This window comes from Bradyrhizobium sp. BRP22 (assembly GCF_020194175.1).
Taxonomy (GTDB): Bacteria; Pseudomonadota; Alphaproteobacteria; order Rhizobiales; family Xanthobacteraceae; genus Bradyrhizobium.
The window spans coordinates 21618-46660 of sequence record NZ_JADYVX010000011.1; the positions used below are offsets into that span (position 1 = coordinate 21618).

General features: G+C 64.2%; 26 protein-coding genes. 12 read left to right on the top strand and 14 right to left on the bottom strand.

The genetic code is table 11. The features are described from left to right. The first annotated feature begins 24 nt into the window (after positions 1 to 24). Together gloB and I6F35_RS16345 are read left to right on the top strand one after the other, a co-directional pair. Positions 25 to 792: a hydroxyacylglutathione hydrolase gene (gene gloB, locus I6F35_RS16340; RefSeq protein WP_225118711.1), complete on the top strand. Its 768-nt coding sequence runs from the start codon at positions 25 to 27 to the stop codon at positions 790 to 792. After that, positions 792 to 1220 (top strand): cupin domain-containing protein, encoded by a 429-nt coding sequence (locus I6F35_RS16345; RefSeq protein WP_225118712.1) that lies wholly within the window; start codon positions 792 to 794, stop codon positions 1218 to 1220. Before gloB ends, I6F35_RS16345 begins: the two co-directional genes overlap by 1 nt. Before the next feature lie 123 nt (positions 1221 to 1343). Here the strand turns inward: I6F35_RS16345 and I6F35_RS16350 are convergent, their stop codons facing one another. From I6F35_RS16350 to I6F35_RS16360, 3 genes are all read right to left on the bottom strand, one after another. Beyond that, on the bottom strand, positions 1344 to 2210 hold the full coding sequence (locus I6F35_RS16350; RefSeq protein WP_225118873.1) for an EamA family transporter: 867 nt from the start codon (positions 2208 to 2210) through the stop codon (positions 1344 to 1346). A gap of 84 nt (positions 2211 to 2294) precedes the next feature. Further along, the gene (gene phbB, locus I6F35_RS16355; protein WP_225118713.1) at positions 2295 to 3020 is read right to left on the bottom strand and encodes an acetoacetyl-CoA reductase; all 726 of its coding nucleotides are present in this window, start codon (positions 3018 to 3020) and stop codon (positions 2295 to 2297) included. Between the two features lie 229 nt (positions 3021 to 3249). After that, positions 3250 to 4428 (bottom strand): acetyl-CoA C-acetyltransferase, encoded by a 1179-nt coding sequence (locus tag I6F35_RS16360; protein WP_225118714.1) that lies wholly within the window; start codon positions 4426 to 4428, stop codon positions 3250 to 3252. Positions 4429 to 4744: 316 nt separating this feature from the next. Between I6F35_RS16360 and phaR the strand changes: the two genes are divergently transcribed. Then, positions 4745 to 5356: a polyhydroxyalkanoate synthesis repressor PhaR gene (phaR, locus tag I6F35_RS16365; RefSeq protein WP_225118715.1), complete on the top strand. Its 612-nt coding sequence runs from the start codon at positions 4745 to 4747 to the stop codon at positions 5354 to 5356. Between the two features lie 130 nt (positions 5357 to 5486). On the opposite strand, the gene I6F35_RS16370 is transcribed toward phaR, so the two are convergent. Beyond that, positions 5487 to 7175 (bottom strand): bifunctional diguanylate cyclase/phosphodiesterase, encoded by a 1689-nt coding sequence (locus I6F35_RS16370; RefSeq protein WP_225118716.1) that lies wholly within the window; start codon positions 7173 to 7175, stop codon positions 5487 to 5489. Positions 7176 to 7445: 270 nt separating this feature from the next. Between I6F35_RS16370 and I6F35_RS16375 the strand changes: the two genes are divergently transcribed. Then, positions 7446 to 7733 (top strand): hypothetical protein, encoded by a 288-nt coding sequence (locus tag I6F35_RS16375; RefSeq protein WP_225118717.1) that lies wholly within the window; start codon positions 7446 to 7448, stop codon positions 7731 to 7733. A gap of 7 nt (positions 7734 to 7740) precedes the next feature. On the opposite strand, the gene I6F35_RS16380 is transcribed toward I6F35_RS16375, so the two are convergent. From I6F35_RS16380 to mtgA, 3 genes are all read right to left on the bottom strand, one after another. After that, the gene (locus tag I6F35_RS16380; protein ID WP_225118718.1) at positions 7741 to 8382 is read right to left on the bottom strand and encodes a hypothetical protein; all 642 of its coding nucleotides are present in this window, start codon (positions 8380 to 8382) and stop codon (positions 7741 to 7743) included. Positions 8383 to 8557: 175 nt separating this feature from the next. Then, the gene (rpmF, locus tag I6F35_RS16385; RefSeq protein WP_024509484.1) at positions 8558 to 8740 is read right to left on the bottom strand and encodes a 50S ribosomal protein L32; all 183 of its coding nucleotides are present in this window, start codon (positions 8738 to 8740) and stop codon (positions 8558 to 8560) included. A 150-nt stretch (positions 8741 to 8890) separates the two neighbouring features. Next, entirely contained in the window at positions 8891 to 9562 is a 672-nt protein-coding gene (gene mtgA, locus I6F35_RS16390; protein ID WP_225118719.1) for a monofunctional biosynthetic peptidoglycan transglycosylase, read from the bottom strand. A 185-nt stretch (positions 9563 to 9747) separates the two neighbouring features. On the opposite strand from mtgA, the gene I6F35_RS16395 reads away from it, so the two are divergent. Beyond that, on the top strand, positions 9748 to 10668 hold the full coding sequence (locus I6F35_RS16395) for a polyprenyl synthetase family protein (RefSeq protein ID WP_225118720.1): 921 nt from the start codon (positions 9748 to 9750) through the stop codon (positions 10666 to 10668). Between the two features lie 119 nt (positions 10669 to 10787). After that, a complete protein-coding gene (locus tag I6F35_RS16400; RefSeq protein WP_225118721.1) occupies positions 10788 to 11468 on the top strand; it encodes a DUF1345 domain-containing protein in 681 nt (226 codons plus the stop codon). A 92-nt stretch (positions 11469 to 11560) separates the two neighbouring features. On the opposite strand, the gene I6F35_RS16405 is transcribed toward I6F35_RS16400, so the two are convergent. Together I6F35_RS16405 and I6F35_RS16410 are read right to left on the bottom strand one after the other, a co-directional pair. Next, on the bottom strand, positions 11561 to 13417 hold the full coding sequence (locus I6F35_RS16405) for a caspase family protein (RefSeq protein WP_225118722.1): 1857 nt from the start codon (positions 13415 to 13417) through the stop codon (positions 11561 to 11563). A 221-nt stretch (positions 13418 to 13638) separates the two neighbouring features. Further along, positions 13639 to 14061 (bottom strand): GFA family protein, encoded by a 423-nt coding sequence (locus tag I6F35_RS16410; protein WP_225118723.1) that lies wholly within the window; start codon positions 14059 to 14061, stop codon positions 13639 to 13641. A 106-nt stretch (positions 14062 to 14167) separates the two neighbouring features. Here I6F35_RS16410 and I6F35_RS16415 point away from each other — a divergent pair, with 106 nt between their 5' ends. Both I6F35_RS16415 and I6F35_RS16420 read left to right on the top strand, forming a co-directional pair. Further along, positions 14168 to 14542: a nuclear transport factor 2 family protein gene (locus I6F35_RS16415; RefSeq protein WP_225118724.1), complete on the top strand. Its 375-nt coding sequence runs from the start codon at positions 14168 to 14170 to the stop codon at positions 14540 to 14542. Between the two features lie 108 nt (positions 14543 to 14650). Further along, positions 14651 to 16258 (top strand): Na+/H+ antiporter, encoded by a 1608-nt coding sequence (locus I6F35_RS16420; RefSeq protein WP_225118725.1) that lies wholly within the window; start codon positions 14651 to 14653, stop codon positions 16256 to 16258. A gap of 119 nt (positions 16259 to 16377) precedes the next feature. Here the strand turns inward: I6F35_RS16420 and I6F35_RS16425 are convergent, their stop codons facing one another. Together I6F35_RS16425 and I6F35_RS16430 are read right to left on the bottom strand one after the other, a co-directional pair. Then, complete coding sequence (locus I6F35_RS16425; RefSeq protein WP_225118726.1) at positions 16378 to 17154, bottom strand: N-acetylmuramoyl-L-alanine amidase; 777 nt, start codon at positions 17152 to 17154, stop codon at positions 16378 to 16380. A 78-nt stretch (positions 17155 to 17232) separates the two neighbouring features. After that, positions 17233 to 18573, bottom strand: coding sequence for a Rieske 2Fe-2S domain-containing protein (locus I6F35_RS16430; protein ID WP_225118727.1), 1341 nt, complete (start codon positions 18571 to 18573; stop codon positions 17233 to 17235). 21 nt (positions 18574 to 18594) lie between these two features. Here I6F35_RS16430 and I6F35_RS16435 point away from each other — a divergent pair, with 21 nt between their 5' ends. After that, positions 18595 to 19029 (top strand): hypothetical protein, encoded by a 435-nt coding sequence (locus I6F35_RS16435; protein WP_225118728.1) that lies wholly within the window; start codon positions 18595 to 18597, stop codon positions 19027 to 19029. Positions 19030 to 19170: 141 nt separating this feature from the next. On the opposite strand, the gene ispG is transcribed toward I6F35_RS16435, so the two are convergent. Next, positions 19171 to 20454 (bottom strand): flavodoxin-dependent (E)-4-hydroxy-3-methylbut-2-enyl-diphosphate synthase, encoded by a 1284-nt coding sequence (ispG, locus tag I6F35_RS16440; RefSeq protein ID WP_225118729.1) that lies wholly within the window; start codon positions 20452 to 20454, stop codon positions 19171 to 19173. A gap of 268 nt (positions 20455 to 20722) precedes the next feature. Between ispG and I6F35_RS16445 the strand changes: the two genes are divergently transcribed. Beyond that, positions 20723 to 21598, top strand: coding sequence for a sulfurtransferase (locus I6F35_RS16445; RefSeq protein WP_225118730.1), 876 nt, complete (start codon positions 20723 to 20725; stop codon positions 21596 to 21598). Between the two features lie 131 nt (positions 21599 to 21729). On the opposite strand, the gene I6F35_RS16450 is transcribed toward I6F35_RS16445, so the two are convergent. Next, entirely contained in the window at positions 21730 to 22674 is a 945-nt protein-coding gene (locus I6F35_RS16450; protein WP_225118731.1) for a DMT family transporter, read from the bottom strand. A gap of 73 nt (positions 22675 to 22747) precedes the next feature. Next, complete coding sequence (locus I6F35_RS16455; protein ID WP_225118874.1) at positions 22748 to 23251, bottom strand: transcriptional repressor; 504 nt, start codon at positions 23249 to 23251, stop codon at positions 22748 to 22750. 150 nt (positions 23252 to 23401) lie between these two features. On the opposite strand from I6F35_RS16455, the gene I6F35_RS16460 reads away from it, so the two are divergent. Both I6F35_RS16460 and I6F35_RS16465 read left to right on the top strand, forming a co-directional pair. After that, positions 23402 to 23884 (top strand): MarR family transcriptional regulator, encoded by a 483-nt coding sequence (locus tag I6F35_RS16460; RefSeq protein ID WP_225118732.1) that lies wholly within the window; start codon positions 23402 to 23404, stop codon positions 23882 to 23884. Then, positions 23877 to 25037 (top strand): HlyD family secretion protein, encoded by a 1161-nt coding sequence (locus I6F35_RS16465; RefSeq protein ID WP_225118733.1) that lies wholly within the window; start codon positions 23877 to 23879, stop codon positions 25035 to 25037. Before I6F35_RS16460 ends, I6F35_RS16465 begins: the two co-directional genes overlap by 8 nt. Positions 25038 to 25043: the final 6 nt, after the last annotated feature.

The following is a 25043-nucleotide window of genomic DNA, read 5'->3' on the forward strand; positions in this document are numbered from 1 at the left end:
CCCTGGCCGTTCGCGGGAGATATCATGACTGCGGAAATCCGTCTCTTCACCTGCCTGACCGACAATTTCGGCTATCTGGTCCACGACCCCGCCACCAAGGCCACCGCCTCGATCGATGCGCCGGAAGCCGGCCCCATTATCGCGGCGCTGGAGCGCGAGGGCTGGACCCTGACCGACATCCTGATCACCCATCATCATCATGATCATGTCGGCGGGGTTGCCGAACTGAAACAGAAATATGGTTGCCGCGTCGTCGCACCGCACGACAAGACCACGGCGATCGCCGATGTCGACCTGCGCGCCGCCAATGGCGACGTGATCAAGGTCGGCAGCCTGCTCGCGCGGGTGCTGGAGACGCCGGGCCATACGCTCGACCACATCTCCTATGTGTTCGACGGCGAGAAGGCGGTGTTTGCCGCCGACACGCTGTTCTCGATCGGCTGCGGCCGGGTGTTCGAGGGCAACTATCCGATGATGTGGGATTCGCTGCTCAAGCTGCGCGCGCTGCCGGACGATTTCCGCCTCTATTGCGGCCACGAATACACCGCCTCCAACGTCAAGTTCGCGCTCACGGTGGAATCGGACAATCCCGCATTGAATGCCCGCGCCGAGGAAGTGACGCGGCTGCGCGCGGAGAACAAGCCGACGATCCCGACGCTGCTTGGCGAGGAGAAAAAGGCCAACGTGTTTCTGCGCGCCGACGAGCCGGCGGTGGCCGCCAAGCTGCACATGAAGGGCGCCGATGGAGCCCAGGTGTTCGGCGAATTGCGCGAGCGCAAGAACAAGTCGTGATGCCAAAACCGACCGCAGGCGAGATCATCGCGCAGCTCGAGCTGAAGCCGCATCCCGAGGGCGGTCATTATCGCGAGACGTTTCGCGATGACGCAGCGGATGCGAATGGGCGATCGCGTTCGACCGCGATCTATTTCCTGCTCGCGCGCGGCGAGCGATCGCACTGGCATCGCGTCGATGCGGTGGAGATCTGGCACTATTATTCGGGCGATGCGCTGACCTTGCGGATCGCCGATGCGGACGGACAGCGGACGATCCGGCTCGGCCCCGATCTCGCAGCCGGCGAAGTGCCGCAGGCCATCGTGCCGGCACATGCATGGCAGGCGGCAGAATGCACCGGCGAGTGGACGTTGGTCGGATGCACCGTCGCGCCGGCGTTTGAGTTCACGAAATTCGAGCTGGCGCCGAAGGATTGGCAGCCCAAGTAGGGCTGTCATTCCGGGATGCGCCGCAAGGCGCAGGCCCGGAATCCATCGGGCCGCAAACGCAAGTGGAGGAATGGATTCCGGGTTCATGCTTCGCATGCCCCGGAATGACGGCGGCAAGAGCGATCACCGCTTCCAGACCATGTCCTTCGCGGCGACGAGGCCGCCGCCGGCGATCAGGATCGCGGCGATGGCGATCGCGGCCGTCGGCTCTGCGAAGCCGGCGAAAATCAGGAAGGCGGTCGACAGCAGCGGCGTGGCGTAGGAGGCGGCGCCGAGCACGCGGATGTCGCCGCGCTTCATGCCGATATCCCAGGTGAAGAACGCGGCGCCGACCGGACCGAGGCCGAGTGCTACGATCGCAAGCCATTGCCCTGATGTCTCCGGCCAGACCGTGGTCTCGACCATCCTGTGCACGATCGCCGCGAGCAGCGCGGTGACAAGACAGAAACCGGCCACTGCATTCGTCGGCACCGATTTGAGCCGGCGCGACAGCACCGAATAGCTGGCCCAGACAAAGGCCGCGACGAATGCCGCGGCAAGGCCGGGAATCTGGCCCGGCGCAAAGCCGCTGGTGTTGCCGGCGAACAGCAGCACCGTCCCCACCAGCCCCAGGATGGCGCCGATGATGTGATGCGGCGCGAGCCGCTCGCCCGGCAGGAATGAGGAGAACAGCACGATCAGGAGCGGCCAGAGATAGTTCAATAGTCCGGCTTCCGCGGGCGGCGCAAAACGCAGCGCCAGGAAATACAGCGCGTGATAGCCGAACAGGCCGCCGACGCCGACGACCCAGGCGACCGGCGGCTGCTTCAGCGCAGCGAATGCGGAAGGGCGAAAGATGAAGGTCGCAAAAGCAACCAGCGCGCCGATCCCGAACGTCATTGCTGCAAGCTGGAAGGCAGGAATCTTGCCGGTCGCGACCGTCAGCACGGCGAGCAGCGACCACATGATGATCGCGGTCAGGCCGATCAGGGTCGCGGTGCGGGGAGTCATATGCGTCATTGCGAGCGAAGCCGGAATCAATCCGGCCTCTATATCAGAAAGGCCGGATTGATTCCGCAATGACGCGAGAGAACATCACACGTGGTATTGGCCGCCATTCACGGTCAATGTCGAGCCTGTGATGAAGCCGGCATCGTCGGCGGCCAGGAACACTACCGCGCGCGCGATCTCCTCGGGCTCGCCGAGGCGGTTGACCGGGATCTGCGGGATCACGTTCTTCTCCAGGACGTCCTTCGGCACCGCCTGCACCATTTCGGTGTTGATGTAGCCCGGCGCGATCACGTTCACGGTGATGCCGCCCTTGGCATTCTCGAGCGCGAGGGCCTTGGTGAAGCCGATGTCGCCGGCCTTGGCCGCGGAATAGTTGACCTGGCCGAATTGGCCTTTCTGGCCGTTGATCGAGGAGATGTTGATGATGCGGCCGAACTTGCGCGCGCGCATGCCCTCGATCACCTGGCGCGTCATGTTGAAGAGCGAGCCGAGATTGGTGTTGATCACCTCGTTCCACTGCTGCAGCGTCATCTTGTGGAATGCGGTGTCGCGGGTGATGCCGGCATTGTTGACGAGCACGTCGACCGGGCCGACCTCGGCCTCCACCTGCTTGACGCCGGCGGCGCAGGCATCGAACGAGGCGACGTCCCATTTGTAAACGGGGATGCCGGTCTCCGCCTTGAACTTCTCCGCCGCCGCATCATTGCCGCCATAGGTCGCCGCAACCTTGTAGCCGGCCGCCTTCAACGCCTTGCTGATCGCAGCGCCAATGCCTCGCGTCCCTCCCGTTACCAATGCAACACGTGCCATGTCCGTCTCCTCCTTGGCCGTCTTTTCTGTAAGCCGACATTGTGCCGGTCTTTTGAAATTGATCTCTCTATTGGGCACGATCTTTTCGGAAAACCGGCGTCCGCTTTTCCGAAATCGTGCTCTGCAAAATGCAAAATGCCCGGCGCGAGACCGGGCATTTTTCTTATCAGCTTGAACTGCGGTTGACAGACGATCTTTTCATCATTCAACCCGGCATGTTGCCTCTTGTTCAGTCGCGTGCAACGCACATCGCGATGCCCATGCCGCCGCCGATGCACAGCGTGGCGAGGCCCTTCTTGGCGTCGCGCTTCTGCATCTCGTGCAGCAGCGTCACAAGGACGCGGGCGCCGGACGCGCCGATCGGGTGACCGATCGCGATCGCGCCGCCGTTGACGTTGACCTTGGACGTATCCCAGCCGAGGTCCTTGTTGACAGCGCAGGCCTGCGCCGCGAACGCCTCGTTGGCCTCGATCAGGTCGAGGTCGGCGACACTCCAACCGGCTTTCTTCAGTGCGCTGCGGGAGGCGGGAATCGGGCCGGTGCCCATGATCTTCGGGTCGACGCCGGCCTGGCCCCAGGAGACGATGCGCGCCAGCGGCTTCCTGCCTTCCTTGGCCGCCTGCTTTGCCGTCATCAGCACCACGGCGGCGGCGCCGTCATTGATGCCGGACGCGCTGCCGGCGGTCACCGTGCCGTCCTTCTCGAAGGCGGGCTTGAGCTTGGCCATGGCGTCGAGCGTAGCGCCGTGGCGCGGATATTCGTCGGTGTCGACCACGACGTCGCCCTTGCGGGTCTTGATGGTGACGGGGACGATCTCGTCCTTGAAGCGGCCGGCCTTCTGCGCGGCTTCGGCTTTCTGCTGCGAGGAGACCGCGAACTCGTCCTGCTGGGCGCGGGTGATCTGATATTGCCGCGCCACGTTCTCGGCGGTGTTGCCCATGTGGTAGCCGTTGAAGGCGTCCCACAGGCCATCCTTGATCATGGTGTCGATGAACTCGAGGCCGCCCATCTTGACGCCGCCGCGCAGATGCTGCGCGTGCGGGGCCATGCTCATGGATTCTTGGCCGCCGGCGACCACGATGTCGGAATCGCCGTTAACCAGCGCCTGGTAGCCGAGCGCGACCGAGCGCAGGCCCGAGCCGCAGAGCTGGTTGACGCCCCAGGCCGGGCTTTCCACGGGGATGCCAGCCGCGATCGACGCCTGGCGGGCCGGGTTCTGGCCCTGCGCCGCGGTCAGGATCTGCCCCATGATGACCTCGGACACGCGGCCCGGCTCGACGCCGGCACGCTCCAGCGCCGCCTTGATGGCGATGGCGCCGAGATCATGGGCGGGGGTGTTGGCGAACGCACCGTTGAAACTGCCGACCGGGGTGCGGGCGGCGCTGACGATGACGACATCGTCTGACATGGGCATCTCCTAAGAGCTTGAGGTTTGGCCTTGGCTAGCTTGGCGGCGGGCGGCCGGACGCGGGCCTATCTTTCAATCTTATCCTGTTAACCTCCTTGAGGCATGTCAATCGGCCAGACGGCCGAATCCTGCCGCGGCGCACTTAAATTGACCCCGTTGGAGCTTTCCTGAGCAATAACTATGCTTTGGAATTAACCGTGCCGCACAAATCGTTGCCGAGCCGCTTTGAAAATGCTTACCTTTGCTGCGATGCGTGTGCATCACCCCTGCAGCAATGCTGCACAGGGTCCCCCTTGGTGTTGATATGTGAGCCCCCATGGCAAAATCAGAACACCCTACGACGATCAAGAAATACGCCAACCGGCGGCTCTATAATACCGGAACCAGCACTTACGTGACGCTCGAGGATCTCGCCGCGATGGTGAAGGAAGGCGAGGATTTCCTCGTCTACGACGCCAAGACCGGCGACGACATCACCCGATCGGTGTTGGCGCAGATCATCTTCGAGCAGGAGAACAAGGCCGGCCAGAATCTGTTGCCGACCACTTTCCTTCGGCAGTTGATCCGCTTCTACGGCGACAGCATGCAGATGGTGGTGCCGAAATATCTCGAGCAGTCGATCGAGACGCTGACGAAAGAGCAGGAGAAATTCCGCAAGCAGATCGCAAGCACGCTGAGCGGAACTCCCTTTGCGCCGCTCGAGGAACAAGTTCGGCGCAACATGGAGCTGTTCCAGCAGACCTTCTCCATGTTCAAGCCATTCGTGCCGCCGCGCACGGGAACCGCAACGCCCGAGCCCGAGAAAGTGCCGGAGCCGGCGCCGGATGAAGACAATATCGACGACCTGCGCCGCCAGATGAAGGAGATGCAGGAGCGCCTCGAGCGGATGTCGCGCGAGACGACGACCACGACGAAAAAGGAAGAGTGATCGTGTCGTCCCGGACTTGAGCCGGGACCCATCGCCCCGACCGTTGGTGCGTCGTCAGCGGTGCATCCGCTTGCGTGTCTGGCAACACGCATCGGCGGCTACGGGTCCCCACTTTCGTGTGGACGACCGATCAGCCGGCGGCCGGCATCGCCTTGCCCGCCGCGTCCCATGGCCGCTTCGGCGAGGCCAATCCGATCAGGCGGCCCTGGATGTAGTCGCAGCCCCATTCCCGCAGCATCGCCGCGGAGGCTTCATCCTGGACCCATTCCGCAACGGTCTTAATGCCGAGCCGGCGCGCGAGGTCGAGCAGCGTCTGCACGAAGGCGCGGTCGTCGGCGGAATGCGCGATGTTCTGCACGAACGCGCCGTCGATCTTGACGATGTCGACGCCGAGCTTGCGCAAGTTGCGGAACGAGGTGTAGCCGGCGCCGAAGTCATCAATCGCGATCCGGCTGCCGAAATTCTTCAACCGCGCGACGAAGCCGCGCACCTCGTCGAGATTGCGGATCGCGACCGTCTCGGTGATCTCGACGATCAGCCGCTCGCCGATGCCGGGATGCGCGGCCATCAGCGACTCGATTCCGGAGAGCCAGTCCGGATCCATGGTGGTGTCCGGCGAGATGTTGAGGCTGAGCTGAACCTTTGGCGAAGCGGCAAGCTCGGCCACCGCAAGCTCGAGCACGCGATGATCGACCAGCCGGATCAGGCCGAGACGCTCGGCAACCGGCACGATGTCGGGCGCCGACAGCGCCCGGCCGTCCTCCTGCTGCATACGCACCAGGCACTCATAGAAAGCGGGCTGCCGCGACTGCACCTCGACCACCGGCTCGAACGCCACGACGATGCGCCGCTCGTTCAGCGCGGTGACGATCTCGTCGGTGACGCGGATGTTGACGCGGCGCTGGGCGTCGCGCTCGACATTCGGCTTCCACAGCAGGAACGAGCCGGCGCGTCGGCCCTTGGCGGCGTCGAGCGTCTCCTGGGCGCGGTTGATCGCCTCGTCGGCATTGCGGGCGTGGCGCGGCACGCTGACCGCGCCGATCGACACCGTGACCGAGACCGGGCCCGACTTGGTCGGCACGATCTCCTCGCGCACGGCCGCGAGAAAACGTTCGGCGGCGACATTGGCATCGTCGACGCTGCAGTTGCGCAGGATCAGCCCGAACTTGTTGCCGGAGAATCGCCCGAGCACGTCGCCGCCGCGCAGGCGCGCGCGGATGCGCTTGGCGATCTCGGCGATCACGGCGTCGGCGACATCGAAGCCGAAGGCATCGTTGATGCGCGCCAGATGGTCGATGCCGATCAGCATGAAGGCGCAGGACGAACGGAAGCGTACGGACTCCTCGATGGCCTCGGCGAGCGAGGCGGTCAGGTGGGTGCGGTTGAGCTCGCCGGTGAGCGGATCGTGCCGCGACAGCTTGACGAGCTGCTCGTCGCGGGCATGACGCTCATTATCGATCCTGATCACGCCCTGGGCGCGCACGGGCCGTCCATCGGCTCCGGCAAACCAGCAGCCGGTTTCCTCGATCCAGGTGACTGGCGCGGAGGTGCTCGCCCGCACGCCATATTCTATTCGGTAAGGCATGCCCTCGCCGCCGCGTAATGGCACGGGTTGCCCGAGCGCCTCGGACCGGATCGCGCGCGAGGGCTCGATCACGCTGGAAAATGCTGCGCCGCTTGCAAGCGCCTCCGGCGGCAGATCGGGGAAGACCGAGGCTACATTGTCGCTCCAGGAGAGCGCATCGGAGGCAATGTCCCAGGCAAAGGTCACTTGGCCGAGTGAAGCCAGGATGTCGGCGGCTGGCGGGATGGAGGGCATCTGCTGTCGCCTCGTTTCAGGACACGGCCAAGTAAGCTGCAGGCGGGCTGCAAGTGGCTATGGACGGGCGCACGTGGCAGTGGGTAAGTGATTCCAAGCCTGAAGTGTGCCTCTGCTTCCGGTCAGACCTTAGGTAATGTTCATAAACAATCTGGAAACCACGTTTTGCCGCTGCGGGGAACAAAAGCCCGTGCACCGGCATGGACCTTGCGAGTTGAGCTTCGAGGGGATGGTAGCGTCCCGAAACGTGACAATCGAGCGGGATCAGCAATGCCGGACACCGGCGGATCAAGGCAAGTGCTGGACGGCGACGTTTCGACCGGCGCCGCGGCCACCTCGGTTGAACTCGTGCCGGTAGCTCAAGCCCTGCACTACGTCTCTAAACAGCCGCTGCCACGGCCTGACGCGGGCTTTGTGACCCAGTTGATCGCGGCCGCAGCGCTGGCGCCGGAGACCGGCCCGCTGCGGCGCGGGACCCTTGCGGATGCGCGGACGGCCTATGGCGCCGGACCGCAGGAGCGGCGCGGCGTCGCGCGCCGCACGCGTCAGATCATCTGATCTTCGTTCAACGCTGTTCCGGCTCGGTGGGCGGATGGCGATCCGGCTGCAGGCCGGGCGAGGCGACTGCGGGTTGCGCCTGCGTCGGCTTGGAATGATCCGACAGCACTGATTCGGCAACTGACGCCGCCGCCGGCACCGTGTTCGCTGAAGTCGCTGGGGCAGCGGGTGGAGGAGCCGGCTGCGGGGCCGGCGCGGCAGCCGGCTGCGGCGCTGGCGCTGCTTGCGGCGGCGGGGCTGGCTCCGGCTCGATTTGCTGCACCCGTCTTGCGGGAGCGGGCGCAGCACGGCGGGCGCGGAGCGCGATCCCGGAGATGAAATCCACCAGCGCCAGCAGCGTCAGCAGGGCAAAGGTCGAAGTGCCGAATTTCGGCCACAGGATGAATTCGGCGGCTGCCGCGCCGAACACGATCAGCGACAGCAGATGATCCATCACGAATTTGGCGCCGGGCCGCGCGCCCTTGATGACCTCGAGCAGCAGCAGCAGGATGCCGAGCGCCAGCAGGATATCGCTCAGCGTTATCGGCCATTCCGCTCCCGACATCAGCGTCACCGTCAGCAGCGGATCGGCGAAGGAAACGCCGGGCATCAGGAAGACGACGATATTGTAGACGGCGAGCGGAATCAGCAGCAGCGGAAAACCGACCATGCGAGCGAGGCCTTAGCGATGGAAACCAGGAGCGAAATGCCTTCCGGATCACGCTCTACGCGCCGAGGCGAACGTATCGCACTCATTGGCCGATGTCAGGCGGGCCCGATCAATTGTGATCCCGGCCCTGCAGGCTGCAAAGCCGGGAATCCAGACGTCGTCGATCCGGCGGAGATCAGGACTCTTTCTTCTTCAGGACCTGCCGGCCCTTGTACATGCCGGTCTTGAGGTCGAGATGGTGCGGGCGACGCAGTTCGCCGGAGTCCTTGTCCTCGACATAGGTCGGCTTCTTCAGCGCGTCCGCCGAGCGGCGCATGCCACGGCGCGACGGCGAGGTTTTTCTTCTGGGAACAGCCATAACGGTCCTCTAGGGGTGTTGCGGAGGCATCCGTCCGAAATCAAGGACGCGCGTCGAAAGGCGAGCTGCGATGCCGATAAGGCCGCGCTTATAGAGGAAGGGATGGCGTAAAGCTAGGGCTGGCAGGGCCAAAAATCGCCCAAAATCGGCTCAGAAGCCGCGATTTTCGCTCCAGCAGCGCTGGACCGCGCTGGCGCGGGCCATATAGGTGGCGCCGAGACGGCGGACGCCGGGGCCGGGATTGCGGGCGCTGCGCCTGACCGGGTTGGGCAGGATCGCCGCGAGCAGCCCGGCCTCGCGCGGCGACAACGTCGCCGCCGAATGGCCGAAGGCATATTGCGAGCCGGCCTCGGCCCCGAACTGGCCGGACGGGCCGAGTTCGGCGATGTTGAGGTAGATTTCCAGGATCCGCTGCTTCGGCAGCACGAAATCGATCCACATGGCGAGCGGCAGTTCCAGCGCCTTGCGGACCACGCTGCGGCCCGGCCACAGGAACAGGTTCTTGGCGACCTGCTGGGTGATCGTCGAGCCGCCGCGGGCTGGCTCGCCGTCCTCGGCATCGTCGATCGCATCCTGCAGCGCGTCCCAGTCGATGCCGCGATGGCTGCAGAATCTCGAATCCTCCGATCCCACCACCGAGCGCGGAAGATGCGGCGAGATCGCGTTGAAATCGACCCATTGCCGAGTGACCGGCGCGCCCGTCAGGGTGCGCCAGGCCATCAGCGCCGAGACCGGGTGGCCGGTCCGGTAGAGCGGCGTCAGCACATAGGGCAGGAGCAGCACCGCCACCAGCAGCAGCAAAAGGATCCGGACAATGCGCAAATTGGAGGTTCCGGCTGGAAGCGGGGCGGCGCGGCCGGCAAAATCGGCCGGTTTCGGATGAGATTCCGTGACAATTGGCAGTTTTTCCAGCGCTTTTAAGGCGCTTCCGGCCGGCGGGCGGAATTGACGAAGCCGGTGCCATCAACGATTGTCCGCCCCCGGAATTCGACCTGGAGCAATTCTTAATGACGACCGGTACTGCAGAATTCGCCAAGCGGCTGGACCAGACCGCTGACGATACCGAGGCCCTGCTGGCGAAACTACTGGCCGATACCGTGGAGCAGGACGAGATCGTCCGCCCGAAACGGCTGATCGAGGCCATGCGTTATTCGAGCCTTGGCGGGGGCAAGCGCCTGCGGCCGTTCCTGGTGGTCGAGAGTGCCGCCGTGTTCGGTGTGCCGCGCAACGCCGCGCTGATGGCGGGAGCGGCGCTGGAATGCATCCACTGCTACTCCCTGATCCATGACGACCTGCCGGCGATGGACAACAGTGATCTGCGCCGCGGCCGCCCCACCCTCCACAAGGCCTATGACGATGCGACCGCGATCCTCGCCGGCGACGCGCTGCTCACGATCGCCTTCGACATCATCACCCGCGACGAGATCCATCGCGATGCCGGCGTCAGGCTGGCACTGACCCGGGCGCTGTCGCGCGCCGCCGGGGTCGGCGGCATGGCTGGCGGGCAGATGCTCGACCTTGCCGGCGAGGGCCGGTTCGGCGACCGCGAGCCGGTGGACGTGGCGCGGCTGCAGCAGATGAAGACCGGCGCATTGCTGCGTTTCGGCTGCATCGCCGGCGCCATCCTCGGCCAGTCCTCCGCGAAGGAATATCAGGCGCTCGACGATTTCGGCCGCGCGCTCGGCGAAGCCTTCCAGATCGCCGACGACCTGCTCGACGTCGAGGGCGATGCGGCCGCGCTCGGCAAGCAGACCGGCCAGGACGCAGCGCTCGGCAAGACCACCTTCGTCACGCAGCTCGGCATCGAGGGCGCCAAGCAGCGCGTCCGCGACCTGCTCGCCCGCGCCGATGCCGCATTGTCGGTGTTCGGACCAAGGGGTGACGTGCTGCGCGCGGCGGCGAGGTTCGTCGCGGAGCGCAAGAATTAGAATTGGATCGGGTAGCGACCAAGACAAAGCTGCGCTCCCTCTCCCGCCTGGCTTGCGGGAGAGGTGAACGAGTTCGCGGGCTGACCGTTACAATCAAATAAAGCAAGCAAGGCGAACAAATGAACAAGGAATTCGACGAGCACCTTGTTCGCTTCCGGAAACTGCCGAAGGCCGTCCGCGTGGTGTATTCGCGGCCGCGCATCTTCATCTCGATCGCAGTCGGCATCGCCGCGTTCTTCCTGATGCCTCACGCGCCGCGCCCGGTGACGCGGCTCGTGGTAAGCTGGGACATCTTCGTCGCGCTGTATCTCGCCCTCGCCTTCATGATGATGCTCCAATGCAGCATCGCTTACATTCGCCGCAACGCGATCCTGCAGGACGACGGCCGTTTCCTGATCCTGCTTGTCACCGCGCTCGGCGCTTTCGCAAGCCTTGCCGCCATCGTCTTCGAGCTCGGCGCCTCCAAGAGCAGCCCGGAAGCGCTGATGCTCGCGATCGTCACGATCGTGCTGTCCTGGGCGCTGGTCCACACTGCGTTCTCGCTACATTATGCGCACGAATATTATCGCGGGAAGGAAGCCGGCGGCCTGCAGTTTCCCAGCGGAAAGGAACGCGTCGAGGCCGACTATTGGGATTTCGTCTACTTCTCGTTCGTGATTGGCATGACCGCGCAGGTCTCCGATGTCGGCATCACCGACAGGATCATCCGCCGGACCGCAACCGTGCACGGCATCGTCTCCTTCGTGTTCAACACGGCGCTATTGGCGTTGATGGTGAATATCGCGGCAAGCGCGATCTGAACACCGCCGTCATTCCGGGGCGCCTTGGCGCGAACCCGGAATCTCGAGGTTCCGGGTTCAACGCTAACGCGTTGCCCCGGAACGACGATGGTCTAATTGCAAACCTGGACGTTGCCGCCGCCGCCCTCGTACGGGCCGCCTTGCGCGGTGGTGCGGAATTCGAGGTGGCAGCCGCGCGCCACCGGGCGGCAGCCGCCGCGATCGCACACGATCTGGCCTCCGCCACCGCCGCCCGAAGAGGCGAGCGGCCGGGGAATGCGGACATTGGGCCGCTCGGCGCGCTCGCGCCGCGCCGGACCATCGTCGGAATCGCGCTTGGCGATCGGCTTCTTGGCGCGCCGCTTCTCGCACTCATTGTCGTCGTTGAGGAACGAGCCGTCGGCGCAAACGATCCTGGTGCAGCGGTCGCCACCGGCCTTGTAGCCATGCTCGCAGACGAGCGGGCAGACGCGCGAGGGTTTCAGCTTGATGGCATCGAGCGCATCGACATTGGCCACCTTGGTGTCGAGCCTGGTTCCGGCATAGCGATTGAACAGCGTGAGCGACCGTTGCGAAGCTGCGTTCCACTCGCCGTCGGCCGCGCCGGTGAGGCAGCCGACGCGGCGCAGCTCGGTCTGCACCGATTTGGTCACGTCGACTTGCGGTGAACCGGTGCTGAGCGCGGCGACATTCACCGCTTTGTCCTTGTCGGCCGACGCTGCTGCAGGCGGAGCGGCCGCCTGATCCGCGGCGACCTTGTCGGCGGCGGCCTTATCGGCGGCGATCTTGTCGGACAAAGCCTTTTCGGCCGCGAGCCGCTTTCGCTCAGCGACCGCCGCCTGCTCCTGCGCGACCTGCTTGGCCTTTTCGGCGGCGAGACGCGCCTGTTCGGCGGCCTTGGCGTCGGCGGCCGCCTTGGCCTGTTCGGCCCTTTGGGCACCTTCGGCGGCAAGCCGGGCACGCTCCTGCTCCGCCGCCCGCGCCTTCTCCGTGGCCGCGACGCGGGCGTCCTCGGCAGCGATCTTCTCGAGCTGGAGCCTGGCCAGGCTCGCATAGAAACCGTCGGGATATTGCGCGAGGAAGGCGTTGAGCGCGCTCTTGTTGCCGATCTGCAGCGCCAGTTCGTAGTCGCGGCGCACATCCGCTTGCGGGTTCGACGCGGGGGCGACTGGCGGTGCCGCCTTGGCCGGCGCCGGCACCAGCGGCACGTCCTCGCCGCCGAGCGAGCCATAGACGAAGGGCTCCTGGCGGTTATTGGTCGACTTCAGGACGTCATCGCGGACATAGCCGAATGCGCGCCGCACATCGAGCCCCGGCGTCGTCAGGTGCTTCGAGAGCGCCGTGGTGAAGGGGCTGTTGTTGCCGTCGCCATCGGCGGCGGTGGAGCCGGCCTTGGCGGAATAGGCGATCAGCACATTCGGGCTGGTCGGCTCGACCTTGGCGAGGCCCTGCCCGATCGCGCGAGAGGCGACCGTGCGCTTCATGGTCTTGGCAAAGGGATTGTCGCGGCAGGCGTCGAGGATGACGAGCCGCAGTTTCTTGGCCGGCTCGATCGCGATCAGGATGCGGTCGAGCGAAAATGCCTCGTCGTAAACGTCGGTGTCGCGCTCCAGCCGGGCATCGACCGGAATGAGGTAGTTGGCGCCATCGACCTCGATGCCATGGCCGGCATAGTACACCACGGCGATCTCGGCATCGCGCGCACGATCGGCAAAGTCGCGGAGCACCCGGCGGGTCTCGACAGCCGGAAGATCGCGGCGGAAATCCACCACGTCGAAACCGGCGTCTTTCAGCGTCGCCGCGATCAGGGCGCCGTCATTGACGGGATTGGGGAGCGGCGCGACGTTCTGATAGACGGAATTGCTGAGCACCAGCGCGACGCGCTTCTCGGCGAAGGCCGGCTGGCACGTCAGAAGCAGGAACAGCGTCAGAACGAACCGATGCAATCCTGAAAATCCAATCGATCTCATTATCGCACCTCTAAAAAGCCTGCCCTTTGTGGCACGATAGCAAAGCCTATCAGAAGCCGGGGCGGCGGTTCGTGAGCCAGGTCACGAACTGGGCGGCATCATCCGATAAGCTTTAGTACCGCGGGACGAACGATGGTTCGGCCTGCGAACGAGCTTGGCATTCACCGCAAGATCGCTCGCAAGCGTGATCCCAGGCGGTCGGTTCCGTTTACCTCGTCCGATCAGCGCGCATGCTCCTCATATTGCGGGAGGCCGTCGGTGATGGCGTACCACGGCGCCTTGGAGCCTACGAAGATGTGCGCGCTCGGCCGGATCGAGGGCTCATCCACCAGGGTTCCCATGGTGACATGGACGAAAGTGCCTTCGCGAACCACCGAATAGAGCAGCGAACCGCAGCTCCCGCAGTGGGCATCGTGCGTGGTGTCATCGCCGTAGATCAGCAGATGGTCGCTGCCGCTGATGACCTCGAAGCGGTCGCGCGCGATGCCGGCGAACGGCTTGAACGCCGAACCCGTCGCCCGTCGGCAATTCGAGCAGTGGCAGTTCAAGGCGTAGGCGAATTCGTCGGCTACCCTGTAGCGCACGGCCCGGCAGAAGCATTCGCCATGGAGGGCGCGGGCGTTCGATTTTTCTGGCTGGACCACAGGCGTCTCCGTCATAGATTCGAGGAAAATCCTCGATAGCCTGACGCATCACTTCATGGCTTAATTCAAGCCAGTCAAAAGGATGCCCCCAAAGGGAGGAACAACCATGAGCCAAGACCGATCGACCGTCGAAGCCGTCGTACAGAACTATTTCGACGGGCTCTATGAGGGCGACGCCAATAAGCTCGGCGCGATGTTTCACCCCTCCGCCGACTTGCGCTGGGTGGAAAAAGGCGAGCTTCAGATCCTGACCGTGCCGGACTGGCTCGATCGCGTCCACAAGCGGCCGTCGGCGAAGGCGGAAGGCAAGCCGCGGGAGGATTTCATTGTCACCATCGACCGCTCGGATGATTCTACCGCCTTCATCAAGGTCCGCTGCCAGTTGCCGCCGCGCTATTTCACCGACTATCTGGTGGCGATGAAGCTGACGGACGGCTGGCAGATCGTCTCGAAATCCTATCGATACGACCTGCGCGAGTAAGCTCGCCCAAAGCGGCGAATCGGACGGCCGCCTTTTTTCGATCTCGCACGGACGAGCCGTCCACCGCGCATTGACCTCGCCAGTGCTTCCGGGCCAATTGGAGCCGCCATGGAAGCCAAATTCCAGACCTTCCTGATCCTGCTCGCCATACTGGCAGGCACGGCGCTGCTGGCGCGGCGCCTCAACGTCGCCCCGGCCATCCTCTTGATGCTGGCCGGCATCGCGCTCGCCTTCGTGCCGGGCATGCCCGGCATCGAATTGCCGCCGGAACTGGTGCTGCTGTTGGTGCTGCCGCCGCTGATCTACACGGCGGCGGTCGCCATGAGCTGGCGCGAGTTCAAGAACAGCCTTCGTCCGATCGTGCTGCTCGCCGTCGGCTGCGTGATCTTCACGGCGGCGGCGGTGGCGACTGCGACTCATTACCTGATCGGGCTGCCCTGGAACGTCGGATTCCTGCTCGGCGCGATCGTCGCCCCGCCCGACGTGGTCGCGCCGCTTGCGATCGCCCGGCGGCTCCACATCCCGCGCCGGATCCTGGTCGTGCTCGAAGGCGAGGGGCTGGCGAATGATGCCACGGCGCTGATCCTCTATCGTTTCGCTCTGGCGGCAATCGTCGCCGGCACATTCTCGCTGCCGACGGCCACCGTCGAGTTTGCCGCCATCGTCGTCTGCGAGATCGCATTCGGCATCGCGGTCGGATGGCTGAGCCTGCGCGCCCGCCACCGCTCGCGCGATCCGCAGGTCGAGATCACGCTCTCGCTGATCACGCCCTATGTGGCCTATTGGCTGCCGGAGCACTTTGGCGGCTCCGGCGTGATCGCCACCGTCGCCTGCGGTCTCTATGTGAGCTGGAACGGCCCGCTGCTGATTCCTTCCGCCACCCGCCTGCAAGGCATCTTCTTCTGGGACCTGCTGATCTACCTGGTCGAAGGGGTCCTGTTCCTGCTCACCGGCTTCCAGATCCGCTCGCTCTACGAGAAGTCGAAGGCATTTCCGCTCGACGACATCCTCTCCACCACCGCGCTGGTGGTGGCGGTCATCATCGTCGCGCGCTTTGCCTGGGTGTTTCCCGCAACTTATCTGCCGCGGATGCTGAGCAAGCGCGTGCGGCAGCGCGATCCGTCGCCGCCCTGGCAATGGGTGTTCACGATCGCCTTCGTCGGCGTCCGCGGCGCGGTGTCGCTCGCCGCCGCGCTGGCGCTGCCGTTTTCGCTCGCCGAGGGAGATCCCTTCCCTTATCGCGACATGATCCTGTTTGTCGCCTTCGGCGTCATCTTCATCACGCTGGTGGGATTTGGCCTGAGCCTGCCCACGGTCGTGGGATGGCTGAACATCACCAAGGATGGCCGCGCGGAGAGTGTCGCCGAACATGAAGCCGAAATAGCCGCCCGGCGCGAGGCGCTGGCGGCCGGCCTCGCCTCGCTCGATGCCATCGTCGACGAGCGCGAACTTTCCGACGAGGTCGTGAAGCTGCTGCGGGCGCGCCACGACATCCGCACCAGCCAGTTGCCGGCCGCACTCGATCCGGACAAGCACGACGTCTCCGCCAACGGCACCGAGCTGACGCGGGAATTGATCGCGACCGAGCGCAAGTTCATCCACGCCCTGCTGCGCGACGGCAAGATCACCGATGAGACGCGGCGGCGCATCGAGCGCGATCTCGACCTCGAAGAGGCGAGCCTCGCAAACCGCGAATATCGCAAGATGCCGCTGTAGGCAGCGGCGGGATGGACTAGAGCATTTTCGGTTCTGATTGAATCAGAACCGAAGCTCTAGATTCTTGTTTTCACGCGTTTTCTTCACGCGAACCGGTGTCCACTTCGCTCGAAAACGCTCTAACGCGACCCGCAGAATTCCTTTACCGCACTGGCCACGGCCACGCCGATCATGTCCTGCCGTTCTGTGGACTCCATCGCCAGCTCTTCGTCCCGGTTGATGATCGAGCCGGCCTCAAACAGGACAGCGGGCACGCGCGTCCGCGCGAGCACGATGAGCTGGTCGTACCGATAGACCCCGACCTTCTTGTCCAGCAGTTTTCGCCGGTAACGCCCCATCAGCGGCTGCGCGTATTGGCGGGCATATTGCAGGCCCTGGGCTTTCATTTGCCTGCCGAGCAGCCGGGCAAACCTCAGGCTGGTCCAGAATTTCGGATTGTCGTGCGAAACGAACACCGAATAGCCGTTGAAGCGATCGCTGAAATGGCTCCTCGCTCCCTCGAACTCCCATTCCTCGAGAAAGGAATCAGGCACCGAGTCATGGTGGATCGACAAGGCCAGATCGGCCCTTGAATCGTTGATGGCAGCGGCGCGCTTGAACAGGCTCGGCCGTGCCGGTCCGTCCGTCACCAGCAGGCTGGTTTGGGCAAAGCCTTCCGACTTCAACTTGTCCTCGATGCGTTTCGCGAGGCGCAGATTGAAATCGAATTCCGGAAGGTTGCGGGCGCTCCTCGCACCGCGCGCTTCGGCGGTATGGCCGACATCCAGGATGACCTTGAACTTCGACCGGTCGCATTTCGATGTCACGACCTTCGCTGCGGCCCTGACATGCCCGCGCGACCATGCGGCATATGTCGCGTCGAATGACACGAGCGACAACACGACGAATGAAGTCATGATGACCGGACTGCGGCGCCACACGAGGGGCATCGTAGCCCGGATGCAGCGAAGCGCAATCCGGGATCACGCTACGCCCTACTCCGCAGCCGCGTTCTGGCCGGGACCGCCGACGAAGCCCGCGGGATCGCCGAAACGCTCGATCATGACCGCCGCCAGATCCTTCGCCTTGCTGGTGACGCAGGCGCCAGAACGGACGGTGTAACGATCCTGATGCGCAACATGCGGCGGGACTTGGCCCTGCTGCAGCGCGCGGGCTGCCTCCATCACCAGCTTGCGGAAATGCATGATGCCGAGGTCGGTCGGCCCGAGATGCTCTCGGGTGCGATCGGCGATCGGGCCCTGGCTGTCCTGCACCGCGGCGTCCTGCTCGGAGACGCCCTTGATGCCGGTGTAGCTCTTGGTCTTCTGCAGTTTGCGATCGATCAGGTAGTCGTTCCACTTGTTGCGCAGCGGCACATAGTTCTCATCGACCTCGGCGATCACGCCATTGCCGCGATCATAGGCGTCGCGCTCGGCCTGCGTGATCGGCCGCTCCGGATTCCAGGCATAGGTGTAGATCCAGCAATTGGTGTCAGTGACCGGCACGAAGCTCTGGCCGAAGATGTTTTCGCCCGGCATCGCGCTCGGCGCATAGGCGTGAAGCGGCATCAGGAACTGGGCGATGCGCCAATAGATGTTGTCGGTGCCGGTCAGGCGCCCGCCCGCGATCGTCAGTCCGGCATCATGCGGGTTGATCTTGATCACCGGCCGCGGGTCTTCGGCGATCCAGCGCATGTGCTCGGTCGCCACCCGCACCAGCGGATTGACGAAATGCTTCTTGATGTCGAGGATCTCGTTCTCCTCCTTCTCGAACGACAGATGCGCAAAGGTGAAATGCGCGGTGTCGATCGAACCTTCCAGCGCCTGCACCCAGTTGCAGTCCTGCCATTTCTTGCTGACGTAACGATGCGACGGCGGCACCAGCGCCATTTCCAGCGCCGGCAATTCCGGCACGGAATCGGCCGGACCCATATAGGCCCAGATCATGTCGCCCCATTCGCGCACCGGGTAGGACTTGATACGGATGTGATCCTTGGCGTTGAGATCGGGATAGGAGGTCGGCATGTCGACGCAGCGGCCGTCGGTGTCGAACTTCCAGCCATGATAGACGCAGCGGATGCCGCATTCCTCGTTGCGGCCGAGCCAGAGATTGGCGCCGCGATGCGGGCAGTATTGATCAATGACGCCGACGACGCCACGCGAGTCGCGGAAGGCAAGCAGCTCCTCGCCGAGCACGATGATCTTCTTGGGCTCGCTGTCAGGCTCCGGCAGCTCCTCCGAGAGCAGCACCGGAATCCAGAACCGGCGCAGCAGCTCGCCCATTCCGGTCCCTGCACCCGATTCGGTCAGGAACTTGTTGTCTTCCGCACGAAGCATAGGACGTCCTCCGAATTTGTTTTGGTTTTGCGGAAGCTTGGCGCAAGCGCATGCGCTGGTCAACGCGCGCTGCATCAACGTGTCACACATATCGATTGTGATCTTTATCACATGCAATTCCAGGTAAAAATGGTACCGACGATCGCACCGCCCATGCACCTTTCAGGAAAGGATAGTCACATGGCGACGTCGGAAGCAGAGGTCCAAACCGCCGTTCGTGGCGGATGCGCTCTGTTCAAGCGGATGATCGCAAATCTGGAAATCAGGATCCGCGACGAGCGGCGAAGGCTCGCCGTCCTCGAAGCCAGTCTGAAGAAGGCGGAGACTCAACCGACGCCAGATCCGGCGCTCATCGAGCAGCTCAAGCAGGCGATCGCATCATTGCAGAGCCAGATCGATGAGGATGAGACAAGCCTTGCCGACATCCGCATCGACTTCGAGATGTTCTGCACGTGACAGACTGCGGGCACTGTCCCGCGCTAACCACAGGATTGCGTTTTGCGACGACTCGGCGTGACAGCCGGCCTAACCATAAAATCCTGTGGCTATGGGTCCCCGCTATCGCGGGGACGACAGCGGTTCGTTCGGCGGAGTAATTTACTCCGCTGCGGTCACGGTGCTCGGCACGCCGCTACCCTGGCCGTAACGCTGGTCGATGTAGTCGATCACCAGCGCCTTGAAGTCGGTGGCGATGGTGGGGCCGCGCAGGGTGCGGAACTTCTTGCCGTCGACGAAGACAGGCGCGGCTGGCGCTTCGCCGGTGCCGGGCAGCGAGATGCCGATATTGGCATGCTTGGATTCACCGGGGCCGTTGACGATGCAGCCCATGACCGCGACGTTGAGCTGCTCGACGCCCGGATACTTCGTCTTCCAGCTCGGCATCTCGTCGCGAATGAAATCCTGGATCGAGCGCGCCAATTCCTGGAACGTGGTCGAGGTGGTGCGGCCGCAACCCGGGCAGGCCGCGACCAGCGGCACGAAGGTGCGGAAACCCATGGTCTGCAGCAGTTCCTGCGCGACCTGGACTTCCAGCGTGCGGTCGCCGCCCGGCTCCGGCGTCAGCGAGATGCGGATGGTGTCGCCGATGCCGCCCTGCAGCAGAATGCCGAGCGCGGCGGAGGAGGCAACGATGCCCTTCGATCCCATGCCGGCCTCGGTGAGGCCGAGATGGATCGCATAATCCGAGCGGCGCGCCAGCTCCTGGTAGACCGCGATCAGGTCCTGCACGGCCGAGACCTTGGCCGACAGGATGATGCGGTTCTTGGGCATGCCGAGCTCGATGGCGCGGGCGGCCGAGAGCAGCGCCGACTGCACCATGGCTTCGCGCGTGACCGCGCGGGCATCGCGCGGATTCGGCGAGGCCGTGTTCTCGTCCATCAGCTTGGTCAGGAGTTCCTGGTCGAGCGAGCCCCAGTTCGCGCCGATGCGCACCGGCTTGTTGTTCTTGTTGGCGATCTCGATGATGTCGGCGAACTGCGAATCGCGCTTGTTCTTGAAGCCGACATTGCCGGGGTTGATGCGATATTTGTCGAGCGCCTCGGCGCAGGCCGGATATTCGGCGAGCAGCTTGTGGCCGATATAGTGGAAGTCACCGATCAGGGGCGTGTTGATGCCGCGCTTGCGCAAACCGTCGCGAATATGGGGGACGGCGGCGGCGGCTTCCTCGCGGTCCACCGTGATGCGGACCATTTCGGAGCCGGCGCGTGAAAGGGCTGCGACCTGTGCAATCGTGCCATCGACGTCGGCAGTATCGGTGTTGGTCATCGACTGCACGACGATCGGGGCGCCCCCGCCGACCGCGACCTGGCCGACCATGACCTGGGTTGTCTGATGCCGGGGCTGCGGGCCGGCGACATCGCTCAATAGTTCGGGCTTGTTCATGGCATCTCGAATATCAGGTTTTGGTGACATTCACCAAGGGGGCACAAAAGCGGACTTCCGCTTTATTGGATCACATATTTTCTAACGGAGATTCAACGGGTTGCGCCTGAAACGGGACCGAGTGCGAGACCGGCGGCCGTTCGACCGGCTGAGCGGTATATCGTCCGAAATTCGAGGGATTTAAAGGGTCTGCCGACATCGGAGGGCGGCTTTTCATCCCGCGCCGCGCGCCATAGCTTGAGGCGAACACACCATGCGGGAGGCGCAGATGGCGACACGGAATGGGCTCATCACCACAGCGGAACTTGCCGATAGCCTGCACCAGCCCGATCTTCGCCTGTTCGACTGCACAACCTATCTGGAGCCCGCACCTGAGGGCAGCAGCACTCCCTATATCGTCGTGCCGGGGAAACAGACATTCGAGGCCGGCCATATTCCGGGCGCTGACTTTCTCGACCTGCAGGGCGAATTCTCCGACTCCGGCACGGAACTGCGCTTCATGATGCCGCGAGTGGCGCAGCTCGAAACCGCCTTCGGCCGCCACGGGATCGGCCCCGATAGCCGGGTGGTGCTGTATTCGATCGGCACCCCGATGTGGGCGACGCGCTTCTGGTGGATGCTGAGATCCCTGGGCTTCGATGGCGCCTCGGTACTCGACGGCGGCTTGGACAAATGGAAGGCGGAAGGCCGTCCCCTGGAGACCGGCCCCGCCAAGGGCTATCCGCGCGCGACGTTCGCCGCGAAACCGCGCACGGGATTCTTCGTCGGCAAGGACGATGTGCTCGCCGCGAGCGAGGATGAGTGCACCGTCACGGTCAATGCACTGGGTCCGCAATTCCACCTGGGGCTGGAGCCCAGCCGCTATGGCCGGCCGGGACGCATTCCCGGCAGCGTCAATGTGCCGGCGGCGACATTGCTCGATCCGGCAACGAAGACGTTCGTTGCACCGGCGAAAGCGGAACCAATATTTGCGAGCCAGGGCATCAGCAAAGACAAGCGCGTGATCGCCTATTGCGGCGGCGGCATTTCCGCCACCGTCGACCTGTTCCAGCTGCATCAGCTCGGTTACGACAACCTCACCCTCTATGATGCATCGATGGGCGAATGGGCGAAGGACGAGACGCTGCCGATCGAGCGGGGGTAGGCGCGGGTTCTCTCCCCGTCATTCCGGGGCGATGCGAAGCATCGAGCCCGGAATCCATTTATCGACTCGCGCATGCGGCCCGATGGATTCCGGGCTCGCGACTTCGTCGCGCCCCGGAATGACAGTTGGGTTCACGCCGGCACGTTGGGATCCGGCGTCACTTTCGGATCTGGCTTGTTGACGAGATAGAGGCCGACGATCACCAGCAGCGCGGCGACGCCGAACACCGGCGTCAGTGTATCGTGCATGATGACATAGGCAGCGACGACGCCGAACAGCGGCGTGATGAAGGTGAAGGCCGACAGCTTGCTCGCGGAATACATCTTCACCATCGCAAACCAGATCACGAAGGTGCAGCCCACCACCCAGATCGCCTGATACGCCATCAAGGCGAGCGAAAGCGGACCGGGAAAATGGCTGATGGTCTCGCCTGCAAGCCACGAGGCGATACCGAGGATTGGAATCGAAAGCGCGACCTGATAGCCGAGCGCCTTTTCCGGCGCAGCCTTGCGCAGCGCCGTTCCCTTGGCGACCAGGGTGGTGGCCGCCCATAATGCGCCGCCGCCGACCACCATCAGATCGCCCAGCAACACTTTCGCATCGACATCCGGCTGCGGCACGCCGATCGCGAGCGCAACGCCGGCAAAGCTCAAGGCAAGCCCGCTCCACTGCAAAGCGGAGAGCCGCTCGCCGAGAAACTGATGTGAGCCGAGAGCTACGAAGAACGGCGCCGTATAGAGGAATACCGCCGCGCGGGAGGCGGAGGTGAACACCAATCCGCTGAAGATCAGCACGAACTCGATGCCGAACATCAGGCCCGCGACCAGACCGGCCAGAAGCGTGCCATCACGTTCGAAGAATTTCACGCCGCGCAGCCAGCCGACGATCAGCATCACCGGCAACGCGCCGGCGGAGCGGAACATCGCCTGCAGCATCGGCGGAATGTCCGGCAGCGCGAGCTTGACCGCGATCTGGTTGAATCCCCAGCTCACGCACAGCATCAGCATGATCGCGACCGCGCCCGGGGTGAGCGCGCGCCCGGTTGCGGCGGCACTGGAGATGGTTTGCGTTGACATGTTTCCTCGGTTTCCGGCTTGGCGCCGTGTTATCGTTGAATTCCGGAACAGGGGGCTTCCGGCTCTAATTCAATCAGAGAATTGCCCGGGCCTCTTTCTGGCAATGCGCGCAAGTGCCGGCGATCTCGACCACCGACAGCTTCGGCGCAAAACCCGCCGCGCGCGCCGCGGCCTTCAGGCTTTGTGCCACGGGCGCCGCCGGGATTTCGCCGACAGCGCCGCAGCGATCGCAGATCAGGAAGGCCACCATCGAGGTCTCGTCGTGATCATGGGCGCAGGCCAGAAACGCGTTCCGGCTTTCGATACGGTGGACGAGGCCGTTTTCCATCAGGAAATCGAGCGCGCGGTAGACGGTGATCGGCGCCGGCCGCGGCATCGACTTGGCGAGCTCGTCGATCACCTCATAGGCGCCGAGCGGACGGTGGCTGGACAATAGCGCCTCGAGCACCTGACGGCGGATCGGCGTGAACTTTTGCGACCGCCGCGCGCAGACCTCCTCGGCATGCGCGATCCCTTCCGCAGTGCAGCGGCCGTGATCATGGTCGGGAGCGGGAAATGTGGGTTTTGCCAACGTCATCTGTCTCATTTTAGCAGCCCGATCGGCGATCCCAAAGCCCTGGGGTCCGTGGCTTCCCAGCCATGTTCTGGAAGCGGAGCTGCCTTCCGTTAACCGGGCATGCGGAAATCATAAGCTAGCTTATTATAGTCCAAGCTTATGGAGAGTGGGATGATGTCCGGTTCAGTCGACGCGAACTTCATGTTCACGCTCGGTGAGTTGTTTCGGTTGATCCGCGTCTACGCGGACAAGGAGGCTGCGCGCTACGGAATTACCCGTGCGCAATGGGCGGTGCTGGCCAAGGTCGAGCGCAACGAGGGCATGAAGCAGACGGAGCTTGCCGAGCAGATGGAGGTGCAGCCGATCACGCTGACGCGGCTGATCGACAAGCTCTGCGACAATGGCTGGATCGAACGCCGCGGCGACGAAAACGACCGCAGAGTCAACCGACTCTATCTGCGCAAGGCGGCGCGCCCGCTGCTCGCCAAGCTCGCCGGCCTTCGCTCCGAACTCACCGCGACAGCGCTGGAAGGCATCAATCCCGCCGATGCCCACCGCCTGCTCGCCCAACTCGAATCGATCAAGGAAAACGTCCGCAATGCTATCCAAACCCCAGCCGGCGAAACTCCCAGAAAAGAGCAGCGCTATGGCTGACCCCGTGCTGAAACTCGCGCCCGAACAGCGGGACAATCCGGCCTCGCCGTCGCCGAAGACCGATCAGCCGCGCGGACTGGTGGCGGGCTTGCGGCGCTATCGCCGATTCCTGCTCCTGGTCGTGGTGCCGCTGGTGGCGCTGGTCGGCGGCGTCGCGTTCTATCTCAATGGTGGCCGCTACGTGTCGACCGATGACGCCTATGTCGGCGCGCAGAAGGTGCTGATCACGCCCGATATCTCCGGCAAGATCGAGAAGGTCGTGGTCAAGGAAGGCCAGCAGGTCAAGCAGGGCGACGTGCTGTTCGAGATCGACCCGGTGCCGTTCCGCCTTGCAGTGGACCAGGCCAAAGGCGCGCTCGACCAGGCACGCACCAACTACGATAACCTCGTCGCCAACATCAAAATCTACGGTCAGATGCTCGACCTCGCGCAGCGCGGCGTCGACCTGAAGCAGCGCGACGTCGATCGCAAGCAGACGCTGGTCAAGAGCAATTTCGGCTCGCAGCTCGACCTCGACAACGCCGCGACGTCGCTGGTCACCGCGAGCGCGCAGGCCGAGCTGATCAGGCAGCAGATCTCGAGCGCCCGGGCGCAACTGCTCGGCAATCCCGACCTACCGCTCGAGCAATTCCCGCCTTACGCGCAGGCCAAGGCCAAGCTCGATGAAGCCCAGCGCAATCTCGACCACACCGTGCTGCGCGCGCCGATGGCGGGCACCGCCACGCAGGTCGAGCAGATCCAGCTCGGCCGCTTCGTCGCCGCCGGCTCGCCGGTGTTCTCCATCATCGACGTGGCGAACCCCTGGGTCGACGCCAATCCGAAGGAATCCGATTTCACCTATGTCGCGGTCGGCCAGCCGGTCGAGCTCGAGGTCGACGCCTTCCCCAACCATGTGTTCAAGGGCACGGTGGGCTCGCTTTCGCCCGGCACCGGCGCGCAGTTTGCGATCCTGCCGCCGCAGAACGCGACCGGCAATTTCGTCAAGGTCGTGCAGCGCGTGCCGGTCCGGATCTATTTCGACAACAACGACAAGATGGTGCGCAAGCTGAAGGCGGGCATGAGCGTCTACGCGACCATCGACACCAACCATCGCCGCACGCTGGCCGGCCTGCTCGGCCTGTCCTCCGCCGCGGCAACCCACGAACAGGACTGACCTGAG

Bases quoted from the DNA above. Each gene is read 5' to 3' on its own strand.
- gloB (WP_225118711.1), top strand. From the start codon at position 25: ATGACTGCGGAAATCCGTCTCTTCACCTGCCTGACCGACAATTTCGGC.
- I6F35_RS16345 (WP_225118712.1), top strand. From the start codon at position 792: ATGCCAAAACCGACCGCAGGCGAGATCATCGCGCAGCTCGAGCTGAAG.
- I6F35_RS16350 (WP_225118873.1), bottom strand. From the start codon at position 2,210: ATGACTCCCCGCACCGCGACCCTGATCGGCCTGACCGCGATCATCATG.
- phbB (WP_225118713.1), bottom strand. From the start codon at position 3,020: ATGGCACGTGTTGCATTGGTAACGGGAGGGACGCGAGGCATTGGCGCT.
- I6F35_RS16360 (WP_225118714.1), bottom strand. From the start codon at position 4,428: ATGTCAGACGATGTCGTCATCGTCAGCGCCGCCCGCACCCCGGTCGGC.
- phaR (WP_225118715.1), top strand. From the start codon at position 4,745: ATGGCAAAATCAGAACACCCTACGACGATCAAGAAATACGCCAACCGG.
- I6F35_RS16370 (WP_225118716.1), bottom strand. From the start codon at position 7,175: ATGCCCTCCATCCCGCCAGCCGCCGACATCCTGGCTTCACTCGGCCAA.
- I6F35_RS16375 (WP_225118717.1), top strand. From the start codon at position 7,446: ATGCCGGACACCGGCGGATCAAGGCAAGTGCTGGACGGCGACGTTTCG.
- I6F35_RS16380 (WP_225118718.1), bottom strand. From the start codon at position 8,382: ATGGTCGGTTTTCCGCTGCTGCTGATTCCGCTCGCCGTCTACAATATC.
- rpmF (WP_024509484.1), bottom strand. From the start codon at position 8,740: ATGGCTGTTCCCAGAAGAAAAACCTCGCCGTCGCGCCGTGGCATGCGC.
- I6F35_RS16395 (WP_225118720.1), top strand. From the start codon at position 9,748: ATGACGACCGGTACTGCAGAATTCGCCAAGCGGCTGGACCAGACCGCT.
- I6F35_RS16400 (WP_225118721.1), top strand. From the start codon at position 10,788: ATGAACAAGGAATTCGACGAGCACCTTGTTCGCTTCCGGAAACTGCCG.
- I6F35_RS16405 (WP_225118722.1), bottom strand. From the start codon at position 13,417: ATGAGATCGATTGGATTTTCAGGATTGCATCGGTTCGTTCTGACGCTG.
- I6F35_RS16415 (WP_225118724.1), top strand. From the start codon at position 14,168: ATGAGCCAAGACCGATCGACCGTCGAAGCCGTCGTACAGAACTATTTC.
- I6F35_RS16420 (WP_225118725.1), top strand. From the start codon at position 14,651: ATGGAAGCCAAATTCCAGACCTTCCTGATCCTGCTCGCCATACTGGCA.
- I6F35_RS16425 (WP_225118726.1), bottom strand. From the start codon at position 17,154: ATGACTTCATTCGTCGTGTTGTCGCTCGTGTCATTCGACGCGACATAT.
- I6F35_RS16430 (WP_225118727.1), bottom strand. From the start codon at position 18,573: ATGCTTCGTGCGGAAGACAACAAGTTCCTGACCGAATCGGGTGCAGGG.
- ispG (WP_225118729.1), bottom strand. From the start codon at position 20,454: ATGAACAAGCCCGAACTATTGAGCGATGTCGCCGGCCCGCAGCCCCGG.
- I6F35_RS16445 (WP_225118730.1), top strand. From the start codon at position 20,723: ATGGCGACACGGAATGGGCTCATCACCACAGCGGAACTTGCCGATAGC.
- I6F35_RS16450 (WP_225118731.1), bottom strand. From the start codon at position 22,674: ATGTCAACGCAAACCATCTCCAGTGCCGCCGCAACCGGGCGCGCGCTC.
- I6F35_RS16455 (WP_225118874.1), bottom strand. From the start codon at position 23,251: ATGACGTTGGCAAAACCCACATTTCCCGCTCCCGACCATGATCACGGC.
- I6F35_RS16460 (WP_225118732.1), top strand. From the start codon at position 23,402: ATGATGTCCGGTTCAGTCGACGCGAACTTCATGTTCACGCTCGGTGAG.
- I6F35_RS16465 (WP_225118733.1), top strand. From the start codon at position 23,877: ATGGCTGACCCCGTGCTGAAACTCGCGCCCGAACAGCGGGACAATCCG.